At 67.8% G+C, this 26,241-nt stretch carries 25 protein-coding genes; 14 read left to right on the forward strand and 11 right to left on the reverse strand.

Going from position 1 to position 26,241, the window contains the following annotated elements:
• The first annotated feature begins 16 nt into the window (after positions 1-16).
• The 7 genes from AC3WRI_RS00495 to AC3WRI_RS00525 all read left to right on the forward strand — a co-directional run bounded on the left by AC3WRI_RS00495 (position 17) and on the right by AC3WRI_RS00525 (position 7,897).
• The gene (locus AC3WRI_RS00495; protein WP_010811090.1) at positions 17-493 is read left to right on the forward strand and encodes a chemotaxis protein CheW; all 477 of its coding nucleotides are present in this window, start codon (positions 17-19) and stop codon (positions 491-493) included.
• Positions 490-1,761 (forward strand): CheR family methyltransferase, encoded by a 1,272-nt coding sequence (locus AC3WRI_RS00500; protein ID WP_011617611.1) that lies wholly within the window; start codon positions 490-492, stop codon positions 1,759-1,761. The genes AC3WRI_RS00495 and AC3WRI_RS00500 overlap by 4 nt, the downstream gene beginning before the upstream one ends.
• On the forward strand, positions 1,754-2,440 hold the full coding sequence (locus AC3WRI_RS00505) for a chemotaxis protein CheW (protein WP_011617612.1): 687 nt from the start codon (positions 1,754-1,756) through the stop codon (positions 2,438-2,440). Before AC3WRI_RS00500 ends, AC3WRI_RS00505 begins: the two co-directional genes overlap by 8 nt.
• Positions 2,437-4,692: a hybrid sensor histidine kinase/response regulator gene (locus AC3WRI_RS00510; protein WP_011617613.1), complete on the forward strand. Its 2,256-nt coding sequence runs from the start codon at positions 2,437-2,439 to the stop codon at positions 4,690-4,692. The genes AC3WRI_RS00505 and AC3WRI_RS00510 overlap by 4 nt, the downstream gene beginning before the upstream one ends.
• Complete coding sequence (locus AC3WRI_RS00515; protein ID WP_010811086.1) at positions 4,689-5,708, forward strand: chemotaxis response regulator protein-glutamate methylesterase; 1,020 nt, start codon at positions 4,689-4,691, stop codon at positions 5,706-5,708. The genes AC3WRI_RS00510 and AC3WRI_RS00515 overlap by 4 nt, the downstream gene beginning before the upstream one ends.
• 54 nt (positions 5,709-5,762) lie before the next feature.
• Positions 5,763-6,782, forward strand: a complete 1,020-nt coding sequence (locus tag AC3WRI_RS00520) for a diguanylate cyclase domain-containing protein (protein ID WP_011617614.1) — start codon at positions 5,763-5,765, stop codon at positions 6,780-6,782.
• Between the two features lie 335 nt (positions 6,783-7,117).
• Positions 7,118-7,897 carry a DUF4397 domain-containing protein gene (locus tag AC3WRI_RS00525; RefSeq protein WP_010811084.1) on the forward strand — a complete coding sequence of 260 codons (780 nt, stop codon included), beginning with the start codon at positions 7,118-7,120 and terminating at the stop codon, positions 7,895-7,897.
• A 97-nt stretch (positions 7,898-7,994) separates the two neighbouring features.
• Here the strand turns inward: AC3WRI_RS00525 and AC3WRI_RS00530 are convergent, their stop codons facing one another.
• From AC3WRI_RS00530 to AC3WRI_RS00545, 4 genes are all read right to left on the reverse strand, one after another.
• Positions 7,995-8,297, reverse strand: a complete 303-nt coding sequence (locus AC3WRI_RS00530) for a helix-turn-helix transcriptional regulator (RefSeq protein WP_010811083.1) — start codon at positions 8,295-8,297, stop codon at positions 7,995-7,997.
• A 217-nt stretch (positions 8,298-8,514) separates the two neighbouring features.
• Complete coding sequence (locus AC3WRI_RS00535) at positions 8,515-10,017, reverse strand: tripartite tricarboxylate transporter permease (RefSeq protein WP_010811082.1); 1,503 nt, start codon at positions 10,015-10,017, stop codon at positions 8,515-8,517.
• A 12-nt stretch (positions 10,018-10,029) separates the two neighbouring features.
• Positions 10,030-10,491 carry a tripartite tricarboxylate transporter TctB family protein gene (locus AC3WRI_RS00540; protein WP_010811081.1) on the reverse strand — a complete coding sequence of 154 codons (462 nt, stop codon included), beginning with the start codon at positions 10,489-10,491 and terminating at the stop codon, positions 10,030-10,032.
• A gap of 443 nt (positions 10,492-10,934) precedes the next feature.
• Complete coding sequence (locus AC3WRI_RS00545) at positions 10,935-12,425, reverse strand: MATE family efflux transporter (protein ID WP_011617616.1); 1,491 nt, start codon at positions 12,423-12,425, stop codon at positions 10,935-10,937.
• 229 nt (positions 12,426-12,654) lie between these two features.
• Here AC3WRI_RS00545 and AC3WRI_RS00550 point away from each other — a divergent pair, with 229 nt between their 5' ends.
• Positions 12,655-13,443 carry an MHYT domain-containing protein gene (locus AC3WRI_RS00550; protein ID WP_011617617.1) on the forward strand — a complete coding sequence of 263 codons (789 nt, stop codon included), beginning with the start codon at positions 12,655-12,657 and terminating at the stop codon, positions 13,441-13,443.
• Between the two features lie 122 nt (positions 13,444-13,565).
• On the forward strand, positions 13,566-14,993 hold the full coding sequence (locus AC3WRI_RS00555) for an NAD-dependent succinate-semialdehyde dehydrogenase (protein WP_011617618.1): 1,428 nt from the start codon (positions 13,566-13,568) through the stop codon (positions 14,991-14,993).
• Between the two features lie 66 nt (positions 14,994-15,059).
• Here the strand turns inward: AC3WRI_RS00555 and AC3WRI_RS00560 are convergent, their stop codons facing one another.
• The 6 genes from AC3WRI_RS00560 to AC3WRI_RS00585 all read right to left on the reverse strand — a co-directional run bounded on the left by AC3WRI_RS00560 (position 15,060) and on the right by AC3WRI_RS00585 (position 20,720).
• A complete protein-coding gene (locus AC3WRI_RS00560; protein WP_010811077.1) occupies positions 15,060-15,443 on the reverse strand; it encodes a cytochrome C oxidase subunit IV family protein in 384 nt (127 codons plus the stop codon).
• Positions 15,444-15,448: 5 nt separating this feature from the next.
• On the reverse strand, positions 15,449-16,156 hold the full coding sequence (locus AC3WRI_RS00565) for a heme-copper oxidase subunit III family protein (protein ID WP_011617619.1): 708 nt from the start codon (positions 16,154-16,156) through the stop codon (positions 15,449-15,451).
• 26 nt (positions 16,157-16,182) lie between these two features.
• Positions 16,183-16,830, reverse strand: coding sequence for a cytochrome c oxidase subunit 3 family protein (locus tag AC3WRI_RS00570; RefSeq protein WP_011617620.1), 648 nt, complete (start codon positions 16,828-16,830; stop codon positions 16,183-16,185).
• A complete protein-coding gene (gene ctaD, locus AC3WRI_RS00575; protein WP_010811074.1) occupies positions 16,827-18,584 on the reverse strand; it encodes a cytochrome c oxidase subunit I in 1,758 nt (585 codons plus the stop codon). The genes AC3WRI_RS00570 and ctaD overlap by 4 nt, the downstream gene beginning before the upstream one ends.
• Positions 18,585-18,594: 10 nt before the next feature.
• On the reverse strand, positions 18,595-19,953 hold the full coding sequence (locus AC3WRI_RS00580) for a cytochrome c oxidase subunit II (protein ID WP_011617621.1): 1,359 nt from the start codon (positions 19,951-19,953) through the stop codon (positions 18,595-18,597).
• 263 nt (positions 19,954-20,216) lie between these two features.
• Complete coding sequence (locus AC3WRI_RS00585; protein WP_011617622.1) at positions 20,217-20,720, reverse strand: membrane protein; 504 nt, start codon at positions 20,718-20,720, stop codon at positions 20,217-20,219.
• Positions 20,721-21,004: 284 nt separating this feature from the next.
• Between AC3WRI_RS00585 and AC3WRI_RS00590 the strand changes: the two genes are divergently transcribed.
• Together AC3WRI_RS00590 and AC3WRI_RS00595 are read left to right on the forward strand one after the other, a co-directional pair.
• Complete coding sequence (locus AC3WRI_RS00590) at positions 21,005-21,184, forward strand: hypothetical protein (RefSeq protein WP_010811071.1); 180 nt, start codon at positions 21,005-21,007, stop codon at positions 21,182-21,184.
• Between the two features lie 42 nt (positions 21,185-21,226).
• On the forward strand, positions 21,227-21,391 hold the full coding sequence (locus tag AC3WRI_RS00595) for a hypothetical protein (RefSeq protein WP_010811070.1): 165 nt from the start codon (positions 21,227-21,229) through the stop codon (positions 21,389-21,391).
• Between the two features lie 57 nt (positions 21,392-21,448).
• Here the strand turns inward: AC3WRI_RS00595 and AC3WRI_RS00600 are convergent, their stop codons facing one another.
• Entirely contained in the window at positions 21,449-22,465 is a 1,017-nt protein-coding gene (locus tag AC3WRI_RS00600; RefSeq protein WP_010811069.1) for a LysR family transcriptional regulator, read from the reverse strand.
• Positions 22,466-22,595: 130 nt separating this feature from the next.
• On the opposite strand from AC3WRI_RS00600, the gene AC3WRI_RS00605 reads away from it, so the two are divergent.
• Genes AC3WRI_RS00605 through AC3WRI_RS00615 form a run of 3 tightly spaced genes read left to right on the forward strand, consistent with a single transcriptional unit; the run spans position 22,596 to position 26,203 of the window.
• Complete coding sequence (locus AC3WRI_RS00605) at positions 22,596-23,906, forward strand: MFS transporter (RefSeq protein ID WP_010811068.1); 1,311 nt, start codon at positions 22,596-22,598, stop codon at positions 23,904-23,906.
• Positions 23,907-23,933: 27 nt separating this feature from the next.
• Positions 23,934-24,965 carry a histone deacetylase family protein gene (locus tag AC3WRI_RS00610; protein WP_010811067.1) on the forward strand — a complete coding sequence of 344 codons (1,032 nt, stop codon included), beginning with the start codon at positions 23,934-23,936 and terminating at the stop codon, positions 24,963-24,965.
• The gene (locus AC3WRI_RS00615; RefSeq protein WP_492292318.1) at positions 24,962-26,203 is read left to right on the forward strand and encodes a Zn-dependent hydrolase; all 1,242 of its coding nucleotides are present in this window, start codon (positions 24,962-24,964) and stop codon (positions 26,201-26,203) included. Before AC3WRI_RS00610 ends, AC3WRI_RS00615 begins: the two co-directional genes overlap by 4 nt.
• The last annotated feature ends 38 nt before the right edge of the window (positions 26,204-26,241 follow it).

Consider the following 26,241-nt stretch of genomic DNA (forward strand, 5'->3'; position numbering starts at 1 on the left):
CCTGCGCCCCGCCGCCATGAAACTTTTCCTGCTGTTCCGCCTCGGCGCTGACCACTATGCGCTCGATGCCGCCGAGGTGGCCGAGGTGCTGCCGCTCACGCGGCTCAAGCAGATCCCCGGCGCGCCGGCCTGGGTGGCGGGCCTGATGGAGCGCCGCGGCCAGCCGGTGCCGGTGATCGACCTGCCGGCGCTGGCCACCGGCGTGCCGGCGGCGCTGCGCACCAGCACGCGCACGGTGCTGGTCCACTACCGCCGCCATGGCGGCGAGGCCGGCCGGCTGCTGGGCCTGCGCCTGGAATCGGCCACCCAGACGCTGCGCTGCCCGGTGAAATCGTTTGTCGACGGCGGCATCGCCGGAGCCAGCCCGCGCTACCTTGGGCCGGTGCGGCACGACGCGCGCGGCCTGCTGCAGTGGGTGCGGGTCGATGCCCTGCTGCCGGACGACGTCCATGCCATGCTGTTTGCCGACACCTCCGGGGAGGCCGCGGCATGAGCACTGCCACGCACATCGAGGCCCTGCTCAAGGCCCGCATCGGCCTGGACGCCGGCGCCATCGGCACCGGCGCGGTAGCACGCGCCGTGCGTGAGCGCCAGCAGGCACGGCAGGCGCCGGACACCCAGGCCTACTGGGACTTGCTGCACGGCACCGCCGATGAATTCCAGGCCCTGATCGAGGCCGTGGTGGTGCCCGAGACCTGGTTCTTCCGGCATCGCGAAGCACTGCTGGCGCTGGGCCGCCTTGCCGCCGAGCGCGCCTTTGCCGACGGCAGGCGCACCCTGCGCGCGCTGAGCCTGCCCTGCTCCACCGGCGAAGAGCCCTACTCGATCGCCATGGCCATGCTCGATGCGGGCGTGCCGGCGGGCCGCTTTGCCATCGATGCGGTGGACATCAGCGCCCGCGCGCTGGCCCGCGCACGCCAGGGCGAATACGGCGCAAACGCGTTTCGCAGCGCGCCGCTGGATTTCCGCGACCGCTATTTCACGGCCACGCCCAGCGGCTATGTGCTGGATGCACGCGTGCGCGCACAGGTGCGGCTGCTGCAGGGCAACCTGGTCGATCCCGGCCTGCTGGCCGGCGAGCGGCCCTATGACTTCGTGTTCTGCCGCAACCTGCTGATCTACTTCGACGCGCCGGGGCAGCGGCATGCGGTGCAGACGCTGGCGCGGCTGGCCGCTGCCGACGGCATTCTCTTTGTCGGGCCGGCCGAGGCCAGCGTGCTGAGCGCGCAGGGCCTGGAGCCGGTCGGCCTGCCGCTGACCTTTGCCTTCCGCAAGCCGTCCGCCGTGCCCGCCGCCAGGGCGGCGCCGCGTGCGCCCGTGCACGCGGCCCAGCCGCCGCGCATGGCCGCACCGCCACGGCTGCCGCGGCCGCCTGCCTCGATGCGGCCCGTCCCGGTCACGCCCCCGCCCCTGCGGCCCGCAGCGCCCGCGCCTGGCAACGATCAGCGCGCCGCGCTGGCTGCCATTGCCGCCCAGGCCGACCGCGGCGAGCTGGAGGCTGCCACCGCAGCCTGCCTGGCGCTGCTCGAGCGCACCGCGGATGCCAACGCCGACGCCTATTGCATGCTGGGTGTGCTGCACGACGCCGCGGGCCGCGCCGCGCAGGCCCATGCCGCCTACCGCAAGGCGCTGTACCTGGACCCGGCGCACCAGGAAAGCCTGTACCACCTGGCCGCGCTGCTCGATACCGAAGGCGATCACGCTGGCGCCATGCACCTGCGCCAGCGCGCGCAACGCCACACCCGCAAGCACCATGGCTGAGCCCCCAGGCATTCTCCTGCGCACCGAAAACGTCGACGACTGCTGGCGGCGCATCGGCGTGCGCGGCGACGGCTCGTGCCCCGCCCTGGCCGAGCACGCGCACTGCCGCAACTGCCCCACCTACGCCCGGGCCGCGGCCATGCTGCTGGACGCGCAACGGCTGGACGTAATGCCGGAGGCACTGCCCGATGCCGCCACGTTCACCGACGATGACGGGGCCTTGCCGGCAGAACGCGGCACCGCGCTGGCCTGCCTGGTGTTCCGCATCGGCGATGAGTGGCTGGCCTTGCCAACCGCAGCGCTGAGCGAAGTCACCGCCCCCTGCCCGATCCATTCGCTGCCGCACCGGCGCGATGCCGCCGTGCTGGGGCTGGCCGCGGTGCGCGGCAACCTGCTGGCCTGCCTGTCGCTGGCCCGGCTGTTCGACGCGGGCGCCGGTGAAAGTGCCAGCGGCAGCCGTTTCCTGATCCTCGGGCAGGGCCGCGCCGCGATCGCGCTGCCGGTGGCCGAGGTGTCTGGCATCGCCCGCGTGCCGCAGCCCGCGCTGCAGCCGCTGCCCGCCACCCTTGCGCGGGCCTCGGCGCGCTACACGCAGGCGCTGTTCCTCGACCAGGGCCGCAGCGTCGGGCTGCTCGATGCCGCACTGGTACGCCAGGCGCTGGCCAGGAGCCTGGCATGAATTCCGAGCAACTGCGCGACGCCTCGCTGCTGGAACTGTTCGCGCTCGAGGCCGATGCCCAGGCCGAAGTCCTCAATGCCGGCCTGCTGGCGCTGGAGCGCAACCCGGCAGCCGCCGAGCAGCTCGAAGCCTGCATGCGTGCCGCCCACTCGCTCAAGGGCGCGGCCCGCATCGTCGGGCTCGATGGCGGCGTGCGCGTAGCACACGCCATGGAAGACTGCCTGGTCGCCGCACAGGGCGGCATGCCGCTGACCGCCGCGCATATCGACGCGCTGCTGCAAGGCACCGACCTGCTGCTGCGCATCGGCCATCCGCCCGGCGGCAATCCGGGCTGGGCCGAGCACGCGGGCCGCGCCGAGATCGATGCAGTGGTGCAGCGGCTGGGCACGGTCGATGGCGGTGCCGCGGCGCCGGTCGTGCAGGCACAGCCAGCGCCGGCCCCGTTACCGGAACCAGCGCCCGCGATACCGGCGCCGCCGGCACCGGCAGACGACACACAGGAGCGCATGCTGCGCGTGAATGCCGACGCGCTTGACCAGTTGCTGGCGCTGTCCGGCGAGGCCATGGTCGAGTCGCACTGGCTGCGCCCCTTCGGCACCTCGCTGCAGAAGGCAAGGCGGCAACAGGCACGCGCACTGCGCGCCGTCGATGCGCTGCAGCAAGCCTTGCAGGACGGCAACGCGGGCGCGGCTGCGCACACCGCGCTGGCAGAACTGCGCCAGCTGCTGGACGAAAGCCACGATCAGCTGGCCGCGCGGCTGGAAGAGTTCGAACAGTACGATCACCGCGCCACGCGGCTGGCGCGCCGGCTCTATGACAGCGCGCTGGCCTCGCGCATGCGCCCGCTGGCGGACGCGCTGACCGGCTATGCGCGCATGGTGCGCGACCTCGGGCGCGCGCTCGGCAAGCCGGTGCACCTGGACCTGATCGGCGCCGGCACCCAGGTGGACCGCGATATCCTGGAAGCACTGGACGCGCCGCTGGCGCACCTGCTGCGCAACGCGGTGGACCACGGCATCGAAGCGCCCGAGGTGCGCGCGGCGCAGGGCAAGCCGGCGGAAGGCCGCGTCACGCTGCAGGCGCGCCACAACGCGGGCCGCCTGGTGATCGAAATCTTCGACGACGGCGCCGGCGTCGACCTGGAAGCCCTGCGCGACGCCATCGTGCGGCGGCGGCTGGCGTCCGCAGAGACCGCGGCACGGCTGTCGCAGGCAGAGCTGCTCGACTTCCTGCTGCTGCCGGGCTTCAGCATGCGCGACTCGGTCTCCGAGGTCTCCGGCCGCGGCGTGGGCCTCGATGCCGTGCAGGAGATGGTGCGCCGCGTGCGTGGCAGCCTGCGCCTGACGCAGCAGCCGGGCCAGGGCCTGCACTTCCGGATGGAGTTGCCACTGACGCTGTCGGTGGTGCGCGCTCTGCTGGTGGAGGTCGCGGGCGAAGCCTATGCCTTCCCGCTGGGCCGCGTGCTGCGCGCGGCCTCGGTGGCGCGCAGCGAGATCGAGCAGACCGAAGGGCACCAGCATTTCCGCCACGAAGGCCGCGCCATCGGGCTGGTCAGCGCGGCGCAGGTGCTGCAACGCCCCGAGGCTGACGCTGCCAATGCGCACGCGCAAGTGCCAGTGGTGGTCATCGGCGAGGCCGAGCGCATCTATGGCATTGCCGTCGACCGCATGCTGGGCGAGCGCCTGCTGGTGGTGCAGCCGCTGCCGGCGGCACTGGGCAAGGTCCGCGACATCGCCGCCGGCAGCCTCACCGACGACGGCACGCCGGTGCTGATCTTCGATGTCGAGGACGTGATCCGCTCGGTCGAGAAGCTGGTCTCCGAGGGCCGCATCGAAGGCGTGCGGCAGGCGGCCGTGGCCAGCGTCCAGGCGCGCGCGCGGCGCGTGCTGGTGGTGGACGACTCGCTCACCGTGCGCGAGCTGCAGCGCAAGCTGCTGGCCGGGCGCGGCTATGACGTGGCGGTGGCGGTCGACGGCATGGACGGCTGGAATGTGCTGCGCGCCGAGCCCTTCGACCTGGTCATCACCGATATCGACATGCCGCGCATGGACGGCATCGAGCTGGTGCGCCGGATCCGGCAGGACGCCGCGCTGCGGCAGCTGCCGGTGATGGTGGTGTCGTACAAGGACCGCGAACAGGACCGCCAGCGCGGGCTCGAGGCCGGCGCGGACTATTATCTGGCCAAGGGCAGTTTCCACGACGCCGCGTTGCTCGACGCGGTCCATGACCTGATCGGCGAGGCACGCCCATGAAGATCGGCATCGTCAATGACTCGGCGCTTGCGGTAGCCGCGCTGCGCCGCGCGCTTGCGCTGGATCCGTCGTTCGAGATCGCCTGGGTCGCCGGCGACGGCGAACAGGCGGTGCAGATGGCCGCGCGCCAGACCCCGGACCTGATCCTGATGGACCTGCTGATGCCGGTCATGGACGGCGTCGAGGCGACCCGGCGCATCATGTCCGCCACCCCCTGCGCCATCGTGGTGGTGACCATGGACCTGGGCCGCAATGCCTCGCAGGTGTTCGACGCAATGGGCCACGGCGCCATCGACGCGGTCGACACCCCCACGCTGGTCGAGCCCGACGCCCAGCTTGCCGCCGGGCCGCTGCTGCGCAAGCTGCGCAATATCGGCCGCCTGCTGGCCGGCCGCGTGGCCCCGCAGCATAGGCTGACGGCAGCGCCGCGCGCAGTGGCCGCACCACGGCTGGTGGCGATCGGCGCCTCGGCCGGCGGCCCGGCCGCGCTGGCCACGCTGCTGGGCGCGCTGCCGGCGGACTTCGGCGCCGCGGTGGTCACCGTGCAGCATGTGGACGAAGCCTTTGCCGCCGGCATGGCCGACTGGCTCGACGGACAGTGCAAGCTGCCGGTGCGCATTGCCCGCGCCGGCGACGCGCCCCAGGCCGGCACGGTGCTGCTGGCCGGCACCAACGACCACCTGCGCCTGGCCAGTCCCACGCGCATGGCCTACTCCGAACAGCCCTGCGACTACCTGTACCGCCCCTCCATCGATGTGTTCTTTGAAAGCGTGGTGGAGCACTGGCGCGGCGACGTGATCGGCGTGCTGCTCACCGGCATGGGCCGCGACGGCGCGCTGGGGCTGAAGGCGATGCGCGAGCGCGGCTTCCTGACCATCGCCCAGGACCGCGCCACCAGCGCCGTGTACGGCATGCCCAAGGCCGCCGCAGCCATGGGCGCGGCCGCGGAGATCCTGCCGCTGCCGCGCATTGCGCCGCGGCTGGTGCAGGCATGCGGCGGCACCGTGCCGCTTTGACCCGATGCAATACGTCGCGGCCGGCACCGGGACCGTGACACCCAGGAACTGAACATGCAACCCGAATTACCCAACCGACCCGCAGCGCCTGCGGCCGACAAGGACTACCTTGCCATGGTGCTGCTGGTGGACGACCAGGCCATGGTCGGCGAAGCGGTGCGCCGCGCGCTCTCCACCGAAGCCGACATCGACTTCCACTACTGCGCGCAGCCCGACGAGGCCGTGGCGGTGGCGCAGCGGACCAAGCCCACCGTGATCCTGCAGGACCTGGTGATGCCGGGCGTGGACGGCCTGACGCTGGTGCAGCGCTATCGCGAGAACCCCGCCACGCGCGACATCCCCATCATCGTGCTTTCGACCAAGGAAGATGCCGCGACCAAGGGCGCGGCGTTTGCCGCCGGCGCCAACGACTACCTGGTCAAGCTGCCCGACAGCATCGAGCTGATTGCGCGCATCCGCTACCACTCGCGCTCCTACCTGAACCAGCTGCAGCGCGACGAAGCCTATCGCGCGCTGCGGCAAAGCCAGCAACAACTGCTGGAAACCAACCTGGAGCTGCAGCGGCTGACCAATTCAGACGGCCTGACCGGCTTGTCCAACCGGCGCTATTTCGATGAATACCTCGGCGCGGAATGGCGCCGCGCGCTGCGCGAGCAAACCCAGGTGGCGCTGCTGATGATCGACGTCGACGCGTTCAAGGCCTACAACGACACCTACGGCCACGTCGCCGGAGACGAGGTGCTGCGCCGCGTGGCCGCTGTGATCCGCGACAATTGCGTGCGCCCCACCGACCTGCCCGCGCGTTTTGGCGGAGAGGAATTCGCCATGGTGCTGCCGGCGACCTCGCCAGGCGGCGTGCGGCTGCTGGCCGAAAAGGTGCGGCGCGCAGTGCAGGGGCTGGCCATTGCCCACGGCGGCTCCCCCACCGCCGACTGCGTCACCGTCAGCATCGGCGGCGCCGTGCTGGTGCCCCAGCCTGACCAGGCGCCGAACCAGGTAGTGGAAGCCGCTGATGCAGGCCTCTACCAGGCCAAGCGCAATGGCCGCAACCAGGTGATGATGGCGCAAGGCTGAGTCACTGCAGCAGCACAGCCGCAACAACCAGTTACACACTGGCGGCCACCGGCCAACCGGGCCACCAGCCCGGCCAACGTCCCGCCAGGCCCCGCACCTGCGGGCCTGGCCGGCCCCGCCACGCACGCACGCGTCACCGCTTGTCGGAATTGTCCGACATGCGATTCGGAGCCCCGCGCCTGTCTCGCCCCTGGGTTGATACCTATCGTTGCATCACGACAGGTGCAATCGCTGCGCCTGCAACAACAGACAGCCAACTGGCCACGCGACCGGCGCGCCCCCGCGCGGGCATGGGCCAGATCGTCTCTGACTCCTCCAACAGCAAGAGGTGACCCATGTTCCGATCCAAGACCCTGTTTATCGGCCTCGCGTTAGCTGCCACTGCAGTCCTGACTGCCTGCGGCGGCGGTGATGACGGCATCGACGACCGCATCGGGCTGAGCAAGCCGACGATCCGCGTGATCCACGCCATCACCGGCGGCCCGAACGTCGACGTGCTGCAGAACGGCACCCTGACCAGCTTCGTGAACAAGCCTTACAAGTTCGTCTCGACCTACTTCAATGTCGAAACCGGCAACCAGCTGATCTCCTTCAACACGGCTGGCACGCAGACGGAACTGGGCCGCGCCACCCTGACCGCCGCCACCGGCCACAAATACACCGTGGTCGCGCTGCCGGGTGCGAGCTCCGCTGAAACGCTGACGATCGACGATCCGTTCGAGAAGGGCCTGCTGTCGCACAAGGCACGCGTGCGCAGCCTGAACGCCTCGTTCAATGCGCAGAACATTGACATCTACCTGACCTTGCCGGCCATCGACCTGAACTCGGTGGGCCCGACCTTCGCCAACGTGGGCTACAAGCAGGCTGTGCCAGCCTCGGGCACCGACTCGATCGACGTGGATGGCAACACCACCTACCGCCTGCGCATCACCACCGCGGGGACCAAGACCGTGATCTTCGATTCCGGCGCACTGACCCTGGCCAACAACGCTGACTGGCTGATCACCACGATCCCGGTGGATGGCATTGCCGGCCTGACGCCGAACAAGATCAAGGTGCTGGTGGCACGCGGCGATGATGAGTCGCAAGCTGGTCTTGAACTCGTAACGCAGTAACAGCGTGCTTGCAGCTGCCTGCGGCAGGCGGGCAGCATGCAGAAGGCCGGTCCGATGGGCCGGCCTTTTTTGTCTGACGGGTGGCAGCTGACTGCCCCTACTCTTCTGCCCCCGGCTCCAGCTCCGCCTTCAGCACCGCCAGGTGCGACATATAAGCCTCCAGCTCCGCCCGCCCCTGCTCGGTGATGCAATAGACGCGGCCACAGCCTTCAACCAGCTCGGCAGTAATGGCCCGCGCCATCATCAGGCTGCGCAGGATCGGCCGCAACGAGCGGATATTCTTGTCGATGCCGCGCTCGCGCAGCCGGTCGACCAGGCTCAGGACCGTGGACGGGCTCGACTGCACAAGCTTGAGCACATGGATGCGTGAGAAAAGCCGGTCAAAGATGGGCGGTTTCATGGGCGCTGTCGGCGCACCCGATGGTGCGGGAATCCTGATCATCATGCGCAGCCCATGACTGCTGCCGCAGTCGGGCGCTCTCTGGTCTTGATGGCGGGCGGATACGCGATCGGCCCGCGAAAGCAAACGGGGTGCGCGAAGGCACCCCGTTTGCTTGCGTTGCGTGCGCCGGCCGGCATCAAACAGGCCGGCGCCCTTCCGGGGAGCGCGCGTGGCGCTATTCTTCCTGGAACGCTTCTTCGCGCTTGGCCTTGATCGACGGCAGCGCCACTACTGCAACCAGGGCAGCGGCTGCGATCAGCAGTCCGACCGACAGCGGCCGGGTCACGAACACGGTGAAGTCACCACGCGACAGCAGCAGCGTGCGGCGGAAGTTCTCTTCCATCATCGGCCCCAGCACGAAGCCCAGCAGCAGCGGAGCGGGTTCGCAGCGCAGCTTCAGGAACAGGTAGCCGATGATGCCAAAGCCGGCGGCCATGAACACGTCGAAGGTCTGGTTGTTGACTGAGTACACGCCAATGCCGCAGAACACCAGGATCGCCGGGTACAGGAAGCGGTACGGCACGGTCAGCAGCTTCACCCAGATGCCGATCATCGGCAGGTTCAGGATGATCAGCATCAGGTTGCCGATCCACATCGAGGCGATCAGGCCCCAGAACAGCGCCGGGTTGCTGGTCATCACCTGCGGGCCGGGCTGGATGTTGTGGATGGTCATCGCACCCACCATCAGCGCCATCACCGCGTTGGGCGGAATGCCCAGCGTCAGCAGCGGGATGAACGAGGTTTGTGCCGCGGCGTTGTTGGCAGACTCCGGACCTGCCACGCCTTCGATCGCGCCCTTGCCGAATTCATGTGCGTACTTGGAGGTCTTCTTCTCCAGCGAGTACGCCGCGAACGAGGCCAGCGCCGCGCCACCACCGGGCAGGATGCCAAGCGCGGAGCCCAGCGCGGTGCCGCGCAGCACAGCCGGGATCATGCGCCTGAAGTCTTCCCTGGTCGGGAACAGGTTGGTCACGCGGTTGGTGAAGGTCTCGCGCGCTTCCTTCTGCTCCAGGTTGGCGATGATCTCGGCAAAGCCGAACATGCCCATGGCCAGCGCCACGAAGTCGATGCCATCGGTCAGTTCCGGCACATCGAATGAGAAGCGCGCCGCGCCCGAGTTCACGTCGGTGCCGATCAGGCCCAGCAACAGCCCCAGCACGATCATCGAGATCGCCTTGGGCAGCGACCCCGAGGCCAGCACCACGGCGCCGATCAGGCCCAGCACCATCAGCGAGAAGTATTCGGCAGGGCCGAACTTGAACGCCAGTTCAGACAGCGGCGTGGCAAAGGCTGCCAGGATCAGGGTGGCCACGCAGCCGGCAAAGAACGAGCCCAGGCCGGCGGTGGCCAGCGCCACCCCCGCTCGTCCTCGCCTTGCCATCTGGTAGCCGTCGATGGTGGTCACCACCGATGACGATTCGCCAGGCAGGTTGACCAGGATGGCGGTGGTCGAACCGCCGTACTGGGCGCCGTAGTAGATGCCGGCCAGCATGATCAGCGCGGCCACCGGCGGCAGCGTGTAGGTGATCGGCAGCAGCATGGCGATGGTGGCCAGCGGCCCCAGGCCCGGCAGCACGCCGATCAGGGTACCCAGCACGCAGCCCAGGAAGGCGTAGGCCAGGTTCTGCAGCGACAGGGCCGTGGAAAAGCCCAGCGCAAGGTGATCAAACAATTCCATGGTCGGCGCTCCTTAACCGGTGATAAAGGCCGGCCACACCGGCATCTGCAGGTTGATGCCGTAGACGAATGCGCCAAGGCTGATCAGCACCAGCACCACGGCGTTGAGCAGCGCGCCCTTCCAGCTGAATTCATGGCTGGCCATCGACGACACCATCACCAGCACGAACACCGACAGCACCATGCCCAGCGGCTTGAGCAGCAGGCCGAACAGCACCACCGAACCGAGGATCCACAGCAGCGTCTTCAGGTCCCAGCGCGCCAGATGGTCTTCCTCGCCCTTGGGCGACAGCGAGGACAGCAGCACCACCGCCCCCAGCACTGCCAGCACCAGTCCCAGCAGGAATGGAAAATATCCGGGTCCCATCTTCGCGGCCGTTCCCATGGAATAGCCGCGAGCGACCCAGGAAAAGCCCAGACCGACCAGAACGAACATCAGGCCGGAGGCAAAGTCCTTTTGGCTGCGTATGCGCAAAACGATTCTCCTCAAAGTTCACGAAATGCCATGCCGGGGACGCACTGGCTCGAGCGGCAAGGCATGCGGCGCGCATGCTCCCCGACGGTTGACCCGAACCTTAGAGACGTGATCTTTCAGGTGCCTTTCATTTGTCTTGGTTTAGGGGTATTCACCGATACCCCTTGGAAACAAGGGCAAATCCAGCCTATTTACGAAAAAAATACATCACAACGTGATGTATCTCTTGGTGAAGAATCCGGAAGAAAAGTCGACGGGAATGTCAGGCGAACAAGACGGCACGCGCACTTGCATCAAGGCAAGGCGCGGCCGGAAGGATGCGCGCCTGCTCTGGCCAGGCAGGCGACGCGTGCGCTGGGAGGGAGTGCCAGCGATGACACGATGACACACCGATCTTTCGAATGGCTTTCAAAGCCGGCGGCACGATCGCGGGCCGCTGCAGCTCAGCGCACGACTGCGGGCTCGGGCGTTGCAGAGGCGGTCTCCTCGACGACCTCGCCCGCGTCTTCGCAGGGCGTTCCCATGCTGGTATCGGGCGCCTGCCCCACGGCTTGCGCCGGGTGCGGCACGGTGGGCAGGATATGGCTGCGGCGCCAGTTGCCGAAGCGGTAGTAGCCGGCCGCCAGCACCAGCGACACCACCGAGCCCAGCGGAAAGCTCCACCAGATCGCCTCGGCGCCGATGCGCGGTCCCAGCAACCACGCGAACGGCAGCCGGATCACCCACATCGACAGGAACAGGATCACCAGCGGCGCCATCACCGCGCCGGTGGCGCGCACCGTGCCGAAGATGACGATGGTGAAGCCAAACAGGATGAACGACCACAGCACCACCACGTTGATATGCTGCGCGATGCCGATGGCGACGCCGTCAGTGCCCAGGAACAGCCCCAGCGGATGCCGGTTGAACAGATAGATCAGCGCGACCAGCGCACCGGTCATCACCACATTGATCAGCAGCCCCACGCGCGTGATGCGCGACACCCGCTGCCACAGTCCGGCGCCGACGTTCTGCGCCACCATCGATGACACGCTCGCGCCTACCGCCAGCGCGGGCATCTGCACATAGGTCCACAGCTGCGAGGCCACGCCGTAGGCGGCGGTGGTCTGCGAGCCATAGGCATTGACCAGCGCCATCATCACGATCGCCGACGACGAGATCACCACCATCTGCAGGCCCATCGGCAAGCCCTTGACCACCAGTGCCCGCAGGATTGCCGGATCAGGCCGCAGCAGTGCAAGCTGGCCACGGTGCAGCAGCAGGAAATGGTGGCGCCGGTACAGCAGCACCATCATCGCCGCCAGGCTCGCCAGTTGTGCCATCAGCGTGGCCAGCGCCGAGCCCGCGATACCCAGCGGCGGGACCGGGCCCATACCGAAGATCAGCACCGGGTTGAGCGCCACGTCCAGCACCACCGACAACAGCATGAACCAGAACGGCGTGCGCGAATCGCCCGCGCCGCGCAGCGTCATCATCACGAAGTTGTAGAAGTACATGAATGGCAGCGCCAGGAAGATGATGCGCAGGTAGCTCACCGCCAGCGGCGCGGCGTCTTCCGGCGTGTGCATCGCCGCGAGGATGGCCGGCGTATAGAAATAGCCCAGCGCCGAGGCCAGCACCGACAGCCCGACAAAGAAGGTGGTGCTGGTGCCGACCACGCGACGCGCCTCGTCCAGGTCGCGCGCGCCCACGGCCTGTCCGATCATGATGGTGTTGGCCATGCTGATACCGAACACCACGCCCAGCAGGAAGAACAGAATGATGTTGGCGTTGGAGGTTGCCGTCAGCGCGGCCTCGCCCAGGAAGCGGCCGACCCAGACCGAATTGATCGAGGCGTTCAGCGACTGCAGGATGTTGCTGCCGAGCACCGGCAGCGAGAACAGCAGCAGGGTGCGGCCGATCGGGCCGGTGGTCAGTCTGGCGTCTGGCTTCATGAGGCGTCGCGCATGGGGAAATCCGGCCAGTCTATTCCTGCCCGGAGGCAGCTACAAGGACACACGGCCGGCACGGCGCCGTGCTTTTTACCTGAATGAGTTATTCCCCTCCGGTTGCGGCCCCCTGCATACTCGGCACGGGACCACCGCGTCCTAGGCCGGCTGCCGGAAGCAATGCCCGGCATGCGCGTGCGCCCTTCAGTCGCAGTCAAAACGAGGAGGTGGGGTCATGTTTGTCGGTTTCCAGCCTGTTTCCGGCGCCCTGGTGCCGTTTGCCTATGACTGGCCGATGGTGGGCCTGTCGTTCCTGATCTCTGTCTGCGGCGCCTACGTGGGCCTGCGCTGGTCGCGGCGCGTGCGCATGCCCGACGGCCGCCTGGACGTGGACCGGCTGTTGTGCGCCAGCGTGGCGCTGGGCGGCGGCGCGGTCTGGTCGATGCATTTCATCGGCATGGTGGCCTACCAGACCCCGACGCACCGCGAGTTCGGACTGTTCATGACGCTGGCTTCGCTGGTGGTCGTGATGGTGCTGGCCGGCGCCGGACTGGCGATCGCCTCGCGCCCGCGCGGCAGCCGTACCGACAACGTGATCAAGGGCGGCGTGCTGACCGGGCTGGGCGTGGTGGCGATGCACTACACCGGCATGGCCGCGATCCGCTCCAACACCCGCTTCGACTGGGACCTGGCCATCATCGGGCTGTCGGTGGTGATCGCCGTGGTGGTGTCGGTGGTGGCGCTGTGGCTGGCCACCACGGTGAAGACCCGCGGCAAGCAGCTGGCAGCTGCAGTGGTCATGGGCGTCGCCGTCTGCGGCATGCACTACACCGGCATGTCTGCGGGCACCATGATCTGCACCAGCCCGACCTACGCGCCCAGCCTGTTCGCCATCGAGGGCGACAGCATCGGCTATGCGGTGTTCGGCCTGACGCTGATCACGCTGCTCGTGATCCTGGTGGTGGAAGCCACCCGCACCGGGGCTGAAGTCGTGCCGGTGGCGCGCACGCGCGATGCCGCCTGACATCGGCTGAACCGGCCGCGGGGACATTCCCGCACATTCCTCCTGGGAACACACCCGGCGCGCTGCATGAACGCGGCCGCCGGGTTAAGCTTGCGGTTTCACCGCCCACCAGGAGAACACACATGTACCAGGATCTCGCCCTCTATATCGACGGAGAATTCATCAAGGGAGGCGACCGGCGCGAGCAGGATGTCATCAACCCGGCCACGCAGGAAGTGCTGGGCAAGCTGCCGCACGCCAGCCGCGCCGACCTGGACCGCGCGCTGGCCGCCGCGCAGCGCGCCTTTGAAACCTGGAAGAAGACCTCGCCGCTGGAGCGCGCCAGGATCCTGCGCCGCGTGGGCGAGCTCACCCGCGAGCGCGCCAAGGAGATCGGCCGCAATATCACGCTGGACCAGGGCAAGCCGCTGGCCGAAGCCGTCGGCGAAGTGATGGTCTGCGCCGAGCACGCCGACTGGCATGCCGAGGAATGCCGCCGCATCTACGGCCGCGTGATCCCGCCGCGCCAGCCCAATGTGCGCCAGATCGTGGTGCGCGAGCCGATCGGCGTGTGCGCCGCCTTCACGCCGTGGAACTTCCCGTTCAACCAGGCCATCCGCAAGATCGTGTCGGCGCTGGGCGCGGGCTGCACGCTGATCCTGAAGGGGCCGGAAGACTCGCCCAGCGCGGTGGTGGCGCTGGCGCAGCTGTTCCATGATGCGGGCCTGCCCCCGGGCGTGCTCAACATCGTCTGGGGCGTGCCCAGCGAGGTCTCGACCTACCTGATCGAATCGCCGATCGTGCGCAAGATTTCATTCACCGGCTCGGTGCCGGTGGGCAAGCAGCTGGCGGCGCTGGCCGGCGCGCATATGAAGCGCGTGACCATGGAGCTGGGCGGCCATTCGCCGGTGCTGGTGTTCGACGACGCCGACATCGACCCCGCCGCCGAGATGCTGGCGCGCTTCAAGCTGCGCAATGCCGGCCAGGTATGCGTGTCGCCGACGCGCTTCTATGTCCAGGAGAAAGCCTATGACCGCTTCCTGGCGCGCTTTACCGAGGTGATCGGCTCGATCAAGGTCGGCAACGGCCTGGAGGACGGCACCCAGATGGGGCCGCTGGCGCATGAGCGCCGCGTGCTGTCAATGGAGCAGTTCCTGGACGATGCCAGCCAGCGTGGCGGCAAGGTGGTGGCAGGCGGCTCGCGCCTGGGGGACAAGGGCTATTTCTTCGCGCCCACCGTGGTCACCGACCTGCCCGACGACTCGCGTCTGATGACCGACGAGCCGTTCGGCCCGGTGGCGCCCGTGACGCGCTTCAAGGACACGGCCGAGGTGCTGCGCCGCGCCAACAGCCTGCCCTTTGGCCTGGCCTCGTATGTGTTCACCAACTCGCTGAAGACCGCGACCGAAGTATCCAACGGCCTGGAAGCCGGCATGGTCAACATCAACCACTTCGGCATGGCGCTGGCCGAGACCCCGTTCGGGGGCATCAAGGATTCGGGCATCGGCAGCGAAGGCGGCCAGGAGACCTTCGATGGCTACCTGGTAACCAAGTTCATCACCCAGGCCTGAGCGCCCGGGCGCGGTGCAAGGCGGCTTGCCGCCGGCTCCCTCCCCGGGGCCGGCGGCGCCTCCCCGTCAGCGGAAGAAGATACCGCGCGTCAGGAACGTATGATTCGCTTCTTCCGCCATCAGCCAGACCAGCACCAGCAGGCACAGCGGCGGTACCAGGATGGCGCAGATCAGCGCCATGCGCTCCCATGCCATGTGCATGAACACTGCCACGATCAGCCCCGCCTTCAGCCCCATGAACACCAGGATCAGCGTCCAGCGCAGGTAGCCGGTGACATGGAAATAGTCGACCAGGTACGACAGCGTCGACAGAACGAACAGCAGCAGCCAGATCTTCAGGTACAGCCCGATAGGATGCTGCTGGCCGGAGTGCGCGGCATGCCCGGCATCGTTGCCGGAGCCATGCGCTGGCGTCACCGGGGTTGCGGGAGTTGCCGGATTCGATGCCATGGCCGTCACCAGAGATAGAACAACGCAAAGATAAACACCCAGACCAGGTCGACGAAGTGCCAGTACAGGCCCGCGATCTCCACGATCTGGTAGTTGCCGGTGGCCTCGTAGCGTCCGCGCAGCACGCGCGTGGCCACGATCAGCAGGTACACCACGCCGCACGACACATGCAGCCCGTGGAAGCCCGTGATCATGAAGAAGGTCGAGCCGAACTGCGCCGCCCCCATCGGGTTGGTCCACGGGCGCACGCCCTCGTCCACGATCAGCTTGGTCCATTCGAAGGCCTGCATGCCGACGAACATGACGCCGAACAGCGCGGTGACGAACATCAGCAGCGCGCACTCGCGGCGCGCGCGCCGGTAGGCAAAGTTGACCGCCATCGCCATGGTGCCGCTGCTGGTGATCAGCACGAAGGTCATGATGGCGATCAGCAGCAACGGAATGTCGGCGCCACCCACGTGCAGCGCGAACACCTCGCTGGGGTTGGGCCACGGCACCGTGGTCGACATGCGCACGGTCATGTAGCCGGTCAGGAAGCAGCTGAAGACGAAGGTGTCGGACAGCAGGAAGATCCACATCATGGCCTTGCCCCACGACACCTTGAAGGCCTGCTGGTCCGACGACCAGTCGGCCAGCAGGCCGCGCACGCCGCCCACCGGGGGCGCGGGCGCCACGCCGGGTGGGCTCGATGGTGAAGACAGTTGCGTTGACATGCCGGTCCTCCTTGCTGCCGCCGCCGCTAGGCCGTGCCGCAGATATAGCGCACCAGTTCGGGCGTAAGCCACCCCAGCGCCGCCAGCAGCACCACCCATACCGCCAGCAGGAAATGCCAGTAGCGCGCGCACAGCCGCATGCGCAGCACCGCGGCCTCGCCGCTGCCGCGCGACGACATGGCAAAGCCCCAGCCGGCCAGGCCGCCCAGCACGTGCAGGCCGTGCATCGCGGTCAGCAGGTAGAAGAAGCTGCCGGCCGGGTTGCCGGCAGGCATCACCTGCATCGCGCCCAGTGCCTGCCAGGCCCACAGCTGCGAGGCGACGAAGCCGGCCGCGCCCAGACCGCCCAGGCGCAGCGCCTGCCTGGCCACGGCCATCTCGCCCCGGCCCGCGGCGCGCGACGACACCGCCATCGCCACGCTGCCGGCGCCCAGCAGCGCGGTGGACAGCCACACCTGCCAGGGCAGCCCGATGCGGTGCCAGTCCGGGCTGTCCATGCGCAGCGCATAGGCGGTCAGGAACAGCGCAAACAGCGAGGTCACCACGCCCATGAACACCCACAGGCCGATGCTCGCGGGGGCGCGCCCTTGCGGCCGGTGGTTGGCGGCATTCTCGTCGGACGGGCTGCCGCCGAAATCGTCGCGGCTGACCTTGTACAGGGCTTCGGCGTTCATGCGACGGCTCCGCGGCTGGCATGCGGTTCAGGCTCGGCCCCGCCCTCTTCCGGCGGCGCGTTCTGCGCGATAAAGTCCTCGCGCGCGCCCGGCACGCTGTAGGCATAGGCCCAGCGGTACACCACCGGCAGGTGCGGCCCCCAGTTGCCGTGCGCGGGCGGCGTCTGCGGCGTCTGCCATTCCAGCGAGGCCGCGCGCCACGGGTTGGCGTCGGCCTTGCGGCCATGCCACAGGCTCCACACCAGGTTGAAGACAAAGAGCAGCTGCGCCGTGGCGACGATGAAGGCGGCCACCGAGATGTACATGTTCATCACATGCGCCGACTCCGGGATAAAGGCGTAGTTCTCGTAGGCGTAGTAGCGGCGCGGCATGCCCAGCACGCCCAGGTAGTGCATCGGGAAGAAGATGGCGTAGGTGCCGACGAAGGTGACCCAGAAATGGATCCGGCCCATGCTGTCGTCCAGCATCCGGCCAGTGACCTTCGGGTACCAGTGGTAGAGGCCGCCGAACACCACCAGGATCGGCGACACGCCCATCACCATATGGAAGTGCGCCACCACGAAGTAGGTGTTGGACAGCGGGATATCCACGCTGACATTGCCCAGGAACAGCCCGGTCAGGCCGCCGATGACGAAGGTGCTGATGAAGGCGATCGCGAACAGCATCGGCACGGTGAAATGGATATCGCCGCGCCATAGCGTGATGACCCAGTTGTAGACCTTGATCGCGGTGGGGATGGCGATGATCAGCGTGGTGGTGGCAAAGAAGAAGCCGAAGTACGGGTTCATGCCGCTGACGAACATGTGGTGGGCCCACACCACCACCGATAGCACCCCGATCGCCAGGATTGCCCACACCATGGTGCGGTAGCCGAAGATGCTCTTGCGCGAATGCACGCTGACCAGGTCCGAGACGATGCCGAAGGCCGGCAGCGCGACGATATACACCTCGGGGTGGCCGAAGAACCAGAACAGGTGCTGGAACAGCAGGGGGCTGCCGCCCTTGTACTGCAGCTGCTGCCCCATCGACACCATCGCCGGCATGAAGAAGCTGGTGCCGAGGGTCTTGTCCAGCAGCATCATCACCGCCGACACGAACAGCGCCGGGAACGCCAGCAGCGCCAGGATGGTGGCCATGAAGATGCCCCATACCGACAGCGGCATGCGCAGCAGCGTCATTCCTTCCGTGCGCGCCTGCAGCACGGTGGTGACGTAGTTGAGGCCGCCCATGGTGGCCGCGACGATAAAGATCGCCAGCGACACCAGCATCAGGATGATGCCCCAGTCATGGCCTGGGGTGCCGGGCAGGATGGCCTGCGGCGGGTATAGCGTCCAGCCCGCGCCGGTGGGCCCTCCGGGCACGAAGAAGCTGGCCAGCAGCACGATCACCGACAGCAGGTAGACCCAGAAGCTGAGCATGTTGAGGAAGGGGAACACCATGTCGCGCGCCCCCACCATCAGCGGGATCAGGTAGTTGCCGAAGCCGCCCAGGAACAGCGCCGTCAGCAGGTAGATCACCATGATCATGCCGTGCATGGTGACGAACTGGTAGTAGCGGTTGGCGTCGATGAACTCGAAGCGCCCCGGGAAGCCAAGCTGCATGCGCATCAGGTTGGACAGCGCCACGCCCACCAGGCCCACCACGATCGCCACGATGGTGTACTGCACGGCGATCACCTTGTGGTCCTGGCTCCAGACATAGCGGGTCCAGAAGCTCTGCGGCGCGTGATGGGCGGCATCGTCGGCGTAAGCCATGCGGGTCTCCTCACTTCCTGGCGGGCGCGGGTGCCGCCGAGGGCGGCACGGCCACGGCCGTCGAAGTCGTATAGGTGCCGGACGCGGCCCCGGGCGTGGCAGCGGGCGCCCCAGAGCCAGCGGTTGCCGTGGTGGCGGCGCTGGTCACGGCAGCCGGGCCGGCGGGCACGTCCGCGGGCGCCACCGGCGCCACCGTGCCGGCTTCCGCCGCGCCGCTGCCGGCCGACTTGATATAGGCGGTCAGTGCCGCGACCTCATCCTCGCTCATCGGCAACTTCGGCATCACCGGGCCGAAGCCCTTGACCAGCCGCGCATTGGGGTCGGTGATCTCCTTGTGCAGGAAGGCATCGTCCACCTTGGCGCTGCTGCCGTCGACAAAGGTCTCGGTCTTGCCGTACAGGCCCTTCCAGGTCGGCCCCACGCCCGGATTGCCGTCGATGCTGTGGCAGCCGACGCAGCCCTTGCTCTGCGCCAGCGCGCGTCCCTTCTCGACGGTGCCGGCGTCGCCCGCGGCGCCGGGTGCGGCAGCGGCCATTGCCGCCGGCGGTGCCGCGGCCTTCGCCAGCGTCATGGCAAAGGTCTGCTGCCTGGCCAGCCATGCCTCGTACGCAGCCGGTTCTTCCACCACCACCGTGCCGCGCATGTTGTAGTGCCCCACGCCGCACAGCTGCGCGCACAGGATATCGAAGCGCCCCGCCTGCGTCGGCGTGAACCAGAACGACGTCACCATGCCCGGCACCATGTTCATGCGCGCGCGGAACGGCGGCACGTAGAAGTCATGCAGCACGTCCTTGGAGCGCAACAGCACTTTGACCGGCTTGTTCAGCGGCAGGTGCACCTCCGGTCCGACGATCACGATATTGTCCAGGCCACGCGGATCGTCGGGGTCCAGCCCGAGCGGATTCGCACCGGTGACAAAGCGCGCATCGGAAGCACCCAGCTGGCCGCTCTTGCCGGGAAAGCGGAAGGCCCAGGACCACTGCTGCCCCACCACTTCCATCACCATCGCTTCGCGCGGCGGGCGCACGTAGTCGGCGTAGACGAACAGGCCCGGCGCCAGCAGCAGCACCACGCCCAGCGTGGTGCCGCCGATCAGCCACAGTTCGAGCTTGCTGTTCTCCGGGTGGTAGGACGCGCGGTGGCCGGTGCCGCCATTGGGATGCGGCGCCTCATGCCGGAAGCGCCAGACGATGTAGCCGACAAACAGGTTGATGCCGATGAAGAAAATGCCGGTGATGACCAGGGTAATGGTCAGCGTGTCGTCCATCTGCTGCCAGTTGGACGCCAGCGGGGTCGCCCACCACGGGCTCATGAAATGGAAGAGCACCGAACCGACGACCATGACTACGAGTGCGATGGCCAACGCCATATCCACCCTCCTCCTCGCGCGCGGCGAGGGATGCGCAAGTCACGCAGGTAGACATAAGACTAGTGCATGCCGTCAGGTCACTGCAAGGCGACATGCCAATGCATTGGTGTCGCACTGCACAAGCGCGCAGCGCGAGAAAAAGCGGCGGCGGGAACCCCTGGTTCCGGCCGCCGCAGGTCTTGCGCGCGTACCCGCCCAAAGGCTGGCGCGCGCAACGCAACCGCCATGAGCCGGCGCTCGCCGCGCCCTGCCCCGAAGCGCTGTCAGTGCGATACGTCCTTGCTCTCCAGCTTCCAGTAGCATGCCGCCGCGGCCATCCCGAAGATCAGATGCCCGATGAAGGTATGCCACCCGCGCACCTCGACAAACCAGTGGAAGGCCAACGTCATCACATAGAAATTGAAGAAGTACACTACCATGCCAAACACGGCGCCCGCCAGCATTGCCATGCCCAGGCTCGAATCCAGCGTGAATGGCGCGATGATGGCCGCCAGGATCATGCCCAGCACGGCGCCCAGCACGAAATGGATCACCAGCGCCGCGGCCACCGTGCCGACGGTAAACGTTGCGCTCTGCAGCACGTCCTGGCCCATCAGGATCCCGGCGATCATGCGCGTGGCGATCCACGGGTTCACGCCCGACACCATCGACGACCAGAACAGCTCCAGCACCAGCAGCAACGCCCCGGCCGCCAGCCCCGAGACCGCTGCCGCGGTCCAGTCCGGCTGCCGCCGCACGTAGTGGTGCGATTGCATGTGAAGTTCCATAGCCACCTCCGTCTCTCTCGGTCCGCGGGGCATTGGACTTGAATGGGAACGGGGCCCCGCGTCTCTGATCAGCATAGGACACGTGTTTCCCGCTTCGGGGGTTCGCATGGCGAAAAACGTGGGGCATGCGTACGCAGCGCAACGCCTGAACCGTCCTAAGTGCGCGCATCGGTACCTGGGTGGCATCCGCATCTCCCGGGTTCGGGACAATCCCGATGCACGCAGCCATGCATCGGGCACACACTGCCTATACTGGAATCACAAAAGAGAGACAGGAGACCGCCATGCACTTCACCGCGCATGATCTTGTATTCCTGATTCCGATGGCGCTGGTAGGCGTGATCGCCATGGGTTCGATCCCGGTGACTGCCAAGTACCTGCGCATCAGTTGCCGGACCATGGGCGCCCTGATCGGCGCACTGGTTGCCGTGTTGGTGCTAGAGGCATTACCGCTGCTGATCTGACCCCAGAGGTCGGACAGACGGTTTTTGGGGAGGAGGGCCGTTATGTCGATCGGCCTGCTTGCTGCCGTCATGGCGGCGCTGCTGTTCATTACCGTCTTGCGGGCCATCTGGCGCTGCAGCCATCCGTACCGGATGCGCTACCGGCGTTGCGCTGCACAACGGCAACGCGCCGGGCTGTGCCGGCATACGCTGCGACGGCACGGCTAGGCCCCAACAAGCGTTCTTCTGCACCATTGCCCGGTACGCGAACCGGGCAGTAGTCCATCATGCCGTCGGCGCGCGCAACGCCGCCAGCGGCGCGTTCACTGACTCCCCCAGCCGCTCCATCAGCGAATAGCGCGCCACGTAGTGGCGGAAGTGCTCGATGAACGCGGCCTCGGCCGGCGTCTGGCGCCGCTCCGGATTCCACAGCAGGTACATGTCGATATCGGCCACGCCCTCTTCGGGCGGCAGGCGCCACAGCCGTTGCTGGGCGACATCGTCGGCAACGATATGTTCGGGCAGGCAGCCAATGCCATAGCCCGCGAACACCAGCCGCCGGATTTCATCGAGGCTGGGCGAGGTCGCGACGATCTGGCCGGAAAAGCCGTGCTGGTCGCGGAATACGGCCAATGGCGCCAGCACGTCGCCAAGCTGGTCGCTGCTGAACGAGACGAAGTGCTCGGCCAGCAGGTCGGCAATGGCCAGCCCGGTGCGCCCGAACAGCCGGTGATGGCGCCCGCAGAAGATGGCATAGCGCTGGCGCAGGAACAGCATGTGCTCAAGCCCGTCGCCCGACTGCCGGCCCGGCTGCCGGTACAGGCTCAGGCCCACGCCGCCAGCCTTCTGCGCGAGCGCGTCCGCAATCTCGGTGCTGCGCATCACGTCCACCTGCAGCGTGACGCGCGGATGCTGCCGATGGAACGCGGCCAGGCATTCGTCATAGACGCCTGAATGGATACGGCTCACGGTCAGCAGCCGCAGCAGGCCGCTGACTTCGTCCTGCTGCTCCGCCAGTTCAGCCCCCAGCCGCGCCACGCTGCCATAGACGTCGGTGGCGATGCGCAGCACTTCTTCGCCGGCCCGGGTCAGGCGGAAATTGCTGCCGCGCCGCTCGATCAGCGTGTGTCCCAGATGCTCTTCGAGCCGGCGCAAGGCCAGGCTCACCGCCGGCTGGGTGATATGCAGCCGCACCGCGGCGCGGCTCAGGCTGCGCTCGTGGACGATGGTCAGGAAGGTGCGCAGCAGGTTCCAGTCGAGCCGGTCGGTCAGCAGGGCCCGGTCCAGGGCAGAACGCTCCATCACGCAACGTATAAATTGAAGTTATATGAAAAATAAATATTAGAAATTTGACTGATATTTGTCAACGCGCGATAACTCCTCCCACAGCTGCCCCTGATGCAGCGGCACAAACATAGTGAGGAGCCAGTCCATGCAAGTGTCCCCTTCCGGCACGCGCCAGCCCGTGCGCGCCGCCACCGCCGCCTTTGTCGGCACCATGATCGAGTGGTACGACTTCTACATCTACGCCACCGCCGCCGCGCTGGTGTTCGGCCCGTTGTTCTTTCCCGGCGGCGATCCCTTCCTGAGCACGCTGGCGTCATTCGGCACCTTCGCGGTCGGCTTCTTTGCCCGTCCGCTCGGCGGCATCGTGTTCGGCCACTGGGGCGACCGCATCGGCCGCAAGCAGGCGCTGATGATCACGCTCATGATGATGGGCGTGGCCACCATCGGCATCGGCCTGCTGCCGACCTACGCCACTGCGGGCGCGATCGCGCCGGTGCTGCTGGTCCTGCTGCGCGTGGTGCAGGGCATCGCCGTGGGCGGCGAATGGGGCGGCGCGGTGCTGATGGCGGGCGAGCATGCCCCCAAGGGCCGCCGCACCTTCTTCGCCTCGTTCGCGCAGCTCGGCAGCCCGGCCGGCCTGATCCTGTCGCTGCTGGCTTTCCGCGCGGTCACGTCGATGGAGCACGAGGTGTTCATGGACTGGGGCTGGCGCCTGCCATTCCTGGCCAGCGCGGCGCTGCTGCTGGTGGGCGTGGCGATCCGGCTGGGCGTGAATGAATCGCCCGAGTTCGCGCAGGTGCAGGCGCAGCGCAAGACCGCCAGGCTGCCGCTTGCCGAGGTCTGGCGCACGGCCCGCGTGCCGGTGCTGCTGTGCATCGGCGCCAATACCATCGGCATTGCGGGGGTGTACTTCACCAACACCTTCATGATTGCCTACACCACGCAATACCTGTCGCTGCCCAGGACGCTGATCCTCGACTGCCTGTTCGCCGTCGCCATCATCCAGTTCCTGGCGCAGCCGCTGGCCGCCTGGCTGGCAGAGAAGCTTGGCGGCGCGCGCTTCCTCAAGCTGGCCGCGCTGCTGGCGATGGCTTCACCCTATCCGATGTTCCTGCTGGTGCAGACGCGCCAGGCGCCGGCCATCGTGCTCGGCATCGCGCTGGCGGTGGTGTGCATGGCGAGCTTCTATTCGGTGATCGCGGGCTTTGTCAGCGGTGTCTTCGAAACGCGCGTGCGCTACTCGGCGATCTCGTTGTCCTACCAGGTCTGCGGCGCGGTGGCGGGCGGGCTGACACCGCTGGTGGGGACCGTCCTCGCGCAGCGCTTCCAGGGCCAATGGTGGCCGCTGGCGGTGTTCTACACCTTGCTGGCCGGCGTGTCGCTGCTGTGCATCGCCAGCATCGATGCACGCCAGCGCCAGCAACCACAACCGGCCGCGCAAGCCGCGCAGGCCTGACGCCTTTCCACGGACATTGCAAACCCCATGCTGACGTTTTTCCATCCCGAGCAATTGCTGCACCATCCGCAGAGCTACTACTCGCGCGGCAGGATGCGCTCGCCGCAGGAGCTGCCTGCGCGGGCGCAGCGGCTGGTCCAGGCGGCAGAGGCGCTTGGCTTCGCGCTCCACGCCCCCGCCGACCACGGCCTCGCGCCGCTTGCCGCGGTGCACGACCAGCCTTACCTGCAGTTCCTGCAGGACGCCCATGCCAGCTGGCGCGAGCTGCCGGAGGACTGGGGCGACGAGGTCATGTCCAATATCTTCGTGCGCGAGCCCAACGCCCTGCGCGGCGTGCTGGCGCAGGCCGCGCGCTATCTCGCCGATGGCAGCTGCCCGGTGGGCCTGAACACCTGGCGCTCGGCCTACTGGTCGGCGCAGAGCGCGGTGGCCGGGGCCCGGGCGCTGCTGGACGGCGCGCGCCGCGCCTACGCCTTGTGCCGGCCGCCTGGCCATCATGCCCGGCGCGACGCGGCGGGCGGCTTCTGCTACCTGAACAATGCCGCGATCGCCGCCCAGGCCCTGCGCGCGCGCCTTGGCCGCGTGGCCATCCTCGATACCGACATGCACCACGGCCAGGGCATCCAGGAGATCTTCTACGACCGGGCCGATGTGCTCTACGTGTCGATCCACGGCGACCCGACCAACTTCTATCCGGTGGTCGCGGGCTTCGACGATGAGCACGGCCGCGGCGCCGGCACCGGCCACAACCTCAACCTGCCGATGCCGCACCGTTCGCCCGAGTCCGTCTTCTTCGACAAGCTGGACACCGCACGCGGCGCCATCGAACGCTTCCAGGCAGACGCGCTGGTGCTGTCGCTCGGCTTCGACATCTACCGCGAGGATCCGCAGTCGCTGGTGGACGTGTCCACCGCAGGCTTCGGCCGCCTCGGCCGCGCCGTTGCCGCACTGGGCCTGCCCACGCTGGTCGTGCAGGAAGGCGGCTACCACCTCGATTCGCTCGCCGCCAATGCAACGGCCTTCTTCGGCGGCATCCAACAGTCAGGGACGGGCGTATGAACGCAATCACGATCAATGGCGAACGCCTGTCGCAAGCGCTGATGGACCTGGCGCGGATCGGCGCCACGCCCAGGGGCGGCAATGCGCGTCTGGCCCTGACCGCGCTGGACGGGCAGGCGCGCGACCTCGTCACCGGCTGGATGCGCGACGCCGGCCTGGCGGTGCGCATCGACCGCGTGGGCAATATCTTCGGGCGCCGGGCGGGCCGCAACGACGCGCTTGCCCCGGTCATGACCGGCAGCCATATCGACACCCAGCCCACCGGCGGCAAGTTCGACGGATGCTATGGCGTGATGGCCGGGCTGGAAGTCATGCGCACGCTCAACCAGCACGGCGTGACCACCGAGGCGCCGCTGGAACTGGCGATCTGGACCAATGAGGAAGGCGCGCGCTTCGTGCCGGTGATGATGGGATCGGGCGTGTTCGCCGGCGTTTTCCCCGAAGCCACCGCTTTGACGGCAACCGACAACGCCGGCAAGTCCGTTGCCGGCGAACTCGCGGCGATCGGCTATGCGGGCACCGCGCCGGTCGGCCACAAGGTTGGCGCGTACTTCGAGGCGCATATCGAGCAAGGCCCGATCCTCGAGGCCGAGGACAAGGTCATCGGCGTGGTGACGGGGTCGCTTGGCCTGCGCTGGTATGACGTCACGGTGACGGGCATGGAGGCGCATGCCGGCCCCACCCCCATGCCGCTGCGCCGGGACGCCCTGCATGGCGCTTCGTTCCTGTTCCAGGAAGTGGCGAAGATCGCGGACGACTTTGCCCCCGATGGCCGGGGGACGGTCGGGGTGGTCAATGTCCACCCGTCTTCACGCAACGTCATTCCGGGGCGGGTACAGTTCAGCGTCGACCTTCGCCATCTCGATGGCGGCCAGCTCGACCGGATGGAAGCAAGGCTGCGCGCAGCGTGCGCGGCGCTGGCCAGCGGCAGCACTACAGGTGCCGCGCTGGCGGTGGAAGTCGAAGCGATCCAGCGCTTCGAGCCGACGCCCTTCGCGCCCGAGCTTGTGGCCCATGTCCGGCACGCGGCCGCGGCGCGTGGCTACACGCATTGCGACATCGTCACCGGCGCTGGCCACGACGCGGTCTACCTGGCCAGGGTAGCGCCGGCGGCAATGATCTTCGTGCCGTGCAAGGACGGCATCAGCCATAACGAGATCGAGGACGCCAGGCCCGAGCATCTCGGGGCGGGCGCCAATGTGCTGCTTGCCGCCATGCTGGCGCAAGCCCGGGGCTGAGCCCGCATGGGTCGGCCGGACAGGAAAGTGCGTGCGGC

The sequence above is a fragment of the Cupriavidus sp. FW305-27 genome (assembly GCF_058787995.1).

Excerpts from the sequence above, each read along its gene's own strand:
- AC3WRI_RS00495 (WP_010811090.1), top strand. The coding sequence starts at position 17 with ATGAAACTTTTCCTGCTGTTCCGCCTCGGCGCTGACCACTATGCGCTC.
- AC3WRI_RS00500 (WP_011617611.1), top strand. The coding sequence starts at position 490 with ATGAGCACTGCCACGCACATCGAGGCCCTGCTCAAGGCCCGCATCGGC.
- AC3WRI_RS00505 (WP_011617612.1), top strand. The coding sequence starts at position 1,754 with ATGGCTGAGCCCCCAGGCATTCTCCTGCGCACCGAAAACGTCGACGAC.
- AC3WRI_RS00510 (WP_011617613.1), top strand. The coding sequence starts at position 2,437 with ATGAATTCCGAGCAACTGCGCGACGCCTCGCTGCTGGAACTGTTCGCG.
- AC3WRI_RS00515 (WP_010811086.1), top strand. The coding sequence starts at position 4,689 with ATGAAGATCGGCATCGTCAATGACTCGGCGCTTGCGGTAGCCGCGCTG.
- AC3WRI_RS00520 (WP_011617614.1), top strand. The coding sequence starts at position 5,763 with ATGCAACCCGAATTACCCAACCGACCCGCAGCGCCTGCGGCCGACAAG.
- AC3WRI_RS00525 (WP_010811084.1), top strand. The coding sequence starts at position 7,118 with ATGTTCCGATCCAAGACCCTGTTTATCGGCCTCGCGTTAGCTGCCACT.
- AC3WRI_RS00530 (WP_010811083.1), bottom strand. The coding sequence starts at position 8,297 with ATGAAACCGCCCATCTTTGACCGGCTTTTCTCACGCATCCATGTGCTC.
- AC3WRI_RS00535 (WP_010811082.1), bottom strand. The coding sequence starts at position 10,017 with ATGGAATTGTTTGATCACCTTGCGCTGGGCTTTTCCACGGCCCTGTCG.
- AC3WRI_RS00545 (WP_011617616.1), bottom strand. The coding sequence starts at position 12,425 with ATGAAGCCAGACGCCAGACTGACCACCGGCCCGATCGGCCGCACCCTG.
- AC3WRI_RS00550 (WP_011617617.1), top strand. The coding sequence starts at position 12,655 with ATGTTTGTCGGTTTCCAGCCTGTTTCCGGCGCCCTGGTGCCGTTTGCC.
- AC3WRI_RS00555 (WP_011617618.1), top strand. The coding sequence starts at position 13,566 with ATGTACCAGGATCTCGCCCTCTATATCGACGGAGAATTCATCAAGGGA.
- AC3WRI_RS00560 (WP_010811077.1), bottom strand. The coding sequence starts at position 15,443 with ATGGCATCGAATCCGGCAACTCCCGCAACCCCGGTGACGCCAGCGCAT.
- AC3WRI_RS00565 (WP_011617619.1), bottom strand. The coding sequence starts at position 16,156 with ATGTCAACGCAACTGTCTTCACCATCGAGCCCACCCGGCGTGGCGCCC.
- AC3WRI_RS00570 (WP_011617620.1), bottom strand. The coding sequence starts at position 16,830 with ATGAACGCCGAAGCCCTGTACAAGGTCAGCCGCGACGATTTCGGCGGC.
- ctaD (WP_010811074.1), bottom strand. The coding sequence starts at position 18,584 with ATGGCTTACGCCGACGATGCCGCCCATCACGCGCCGCAGAGCTTCTGG.
- AC3WRI_RS00580 (WP_011617621.1), bottom strand. The coding sequence starts at position 19,953 with ATGGCGTTGGCCATCGCACTCGTAGTCATGGTCGTCGGTTCGGTGCTC.
- AC3WRI_RS00585 (WP_011617622.1), bottom strand. The coding sequence starts at position 20,720 with ATGGAACTTCACATGCAATCGCACCACTACGTGCGGCGGCAGCCGGAC.
- AC3WRI_RS00590 (WP_010811071.1), top strand. The coding sequence starts at position 21,005 with ATGCACTTCACCGCGCATGATCTTGTATTCCTGATTCCGATGGCGCTG.
- AC3WRI_RS00595 (WP_010811070.1), top strand. The coding sequence starts at position 21,227 with ATGTCGATCGGCCTGCTTGCTGCCGTCATGGCGGCGCTGCTGTTCATT.
- AC3WRI_RS00600 (WP_010811069.1), bottom strand. The coding sequence starts at position 22,465 with ATGGAGCGTTCTGCCCTGGACCGGGCCCTGCTGACCGACCGGCTCGAC.
- AC3WRI_RS00605 (WP_010811068.1), top strand. The coding sequence starts at position 22,596 with ATGCAAGTGTCCCCTTCCGGCACGCGCCAGCCCGTGCGCGCCGCCACC.
- AC3WRI_RS00610 (WP_010811067.1), top strand. The coding sequence starts at position 23,934 with ATGCTGACGTTTTTCCATCCCGAGCAATTGCTGCACCATCCGCAGAGC.
- AC3WRI_RS00615 (WP_492292318.1), top strand. The coding sequence starts at position 24,962 with ATGAACGCAATCACGATCAATGGCGAACGCCTGTCGCAAGCGCTGATG.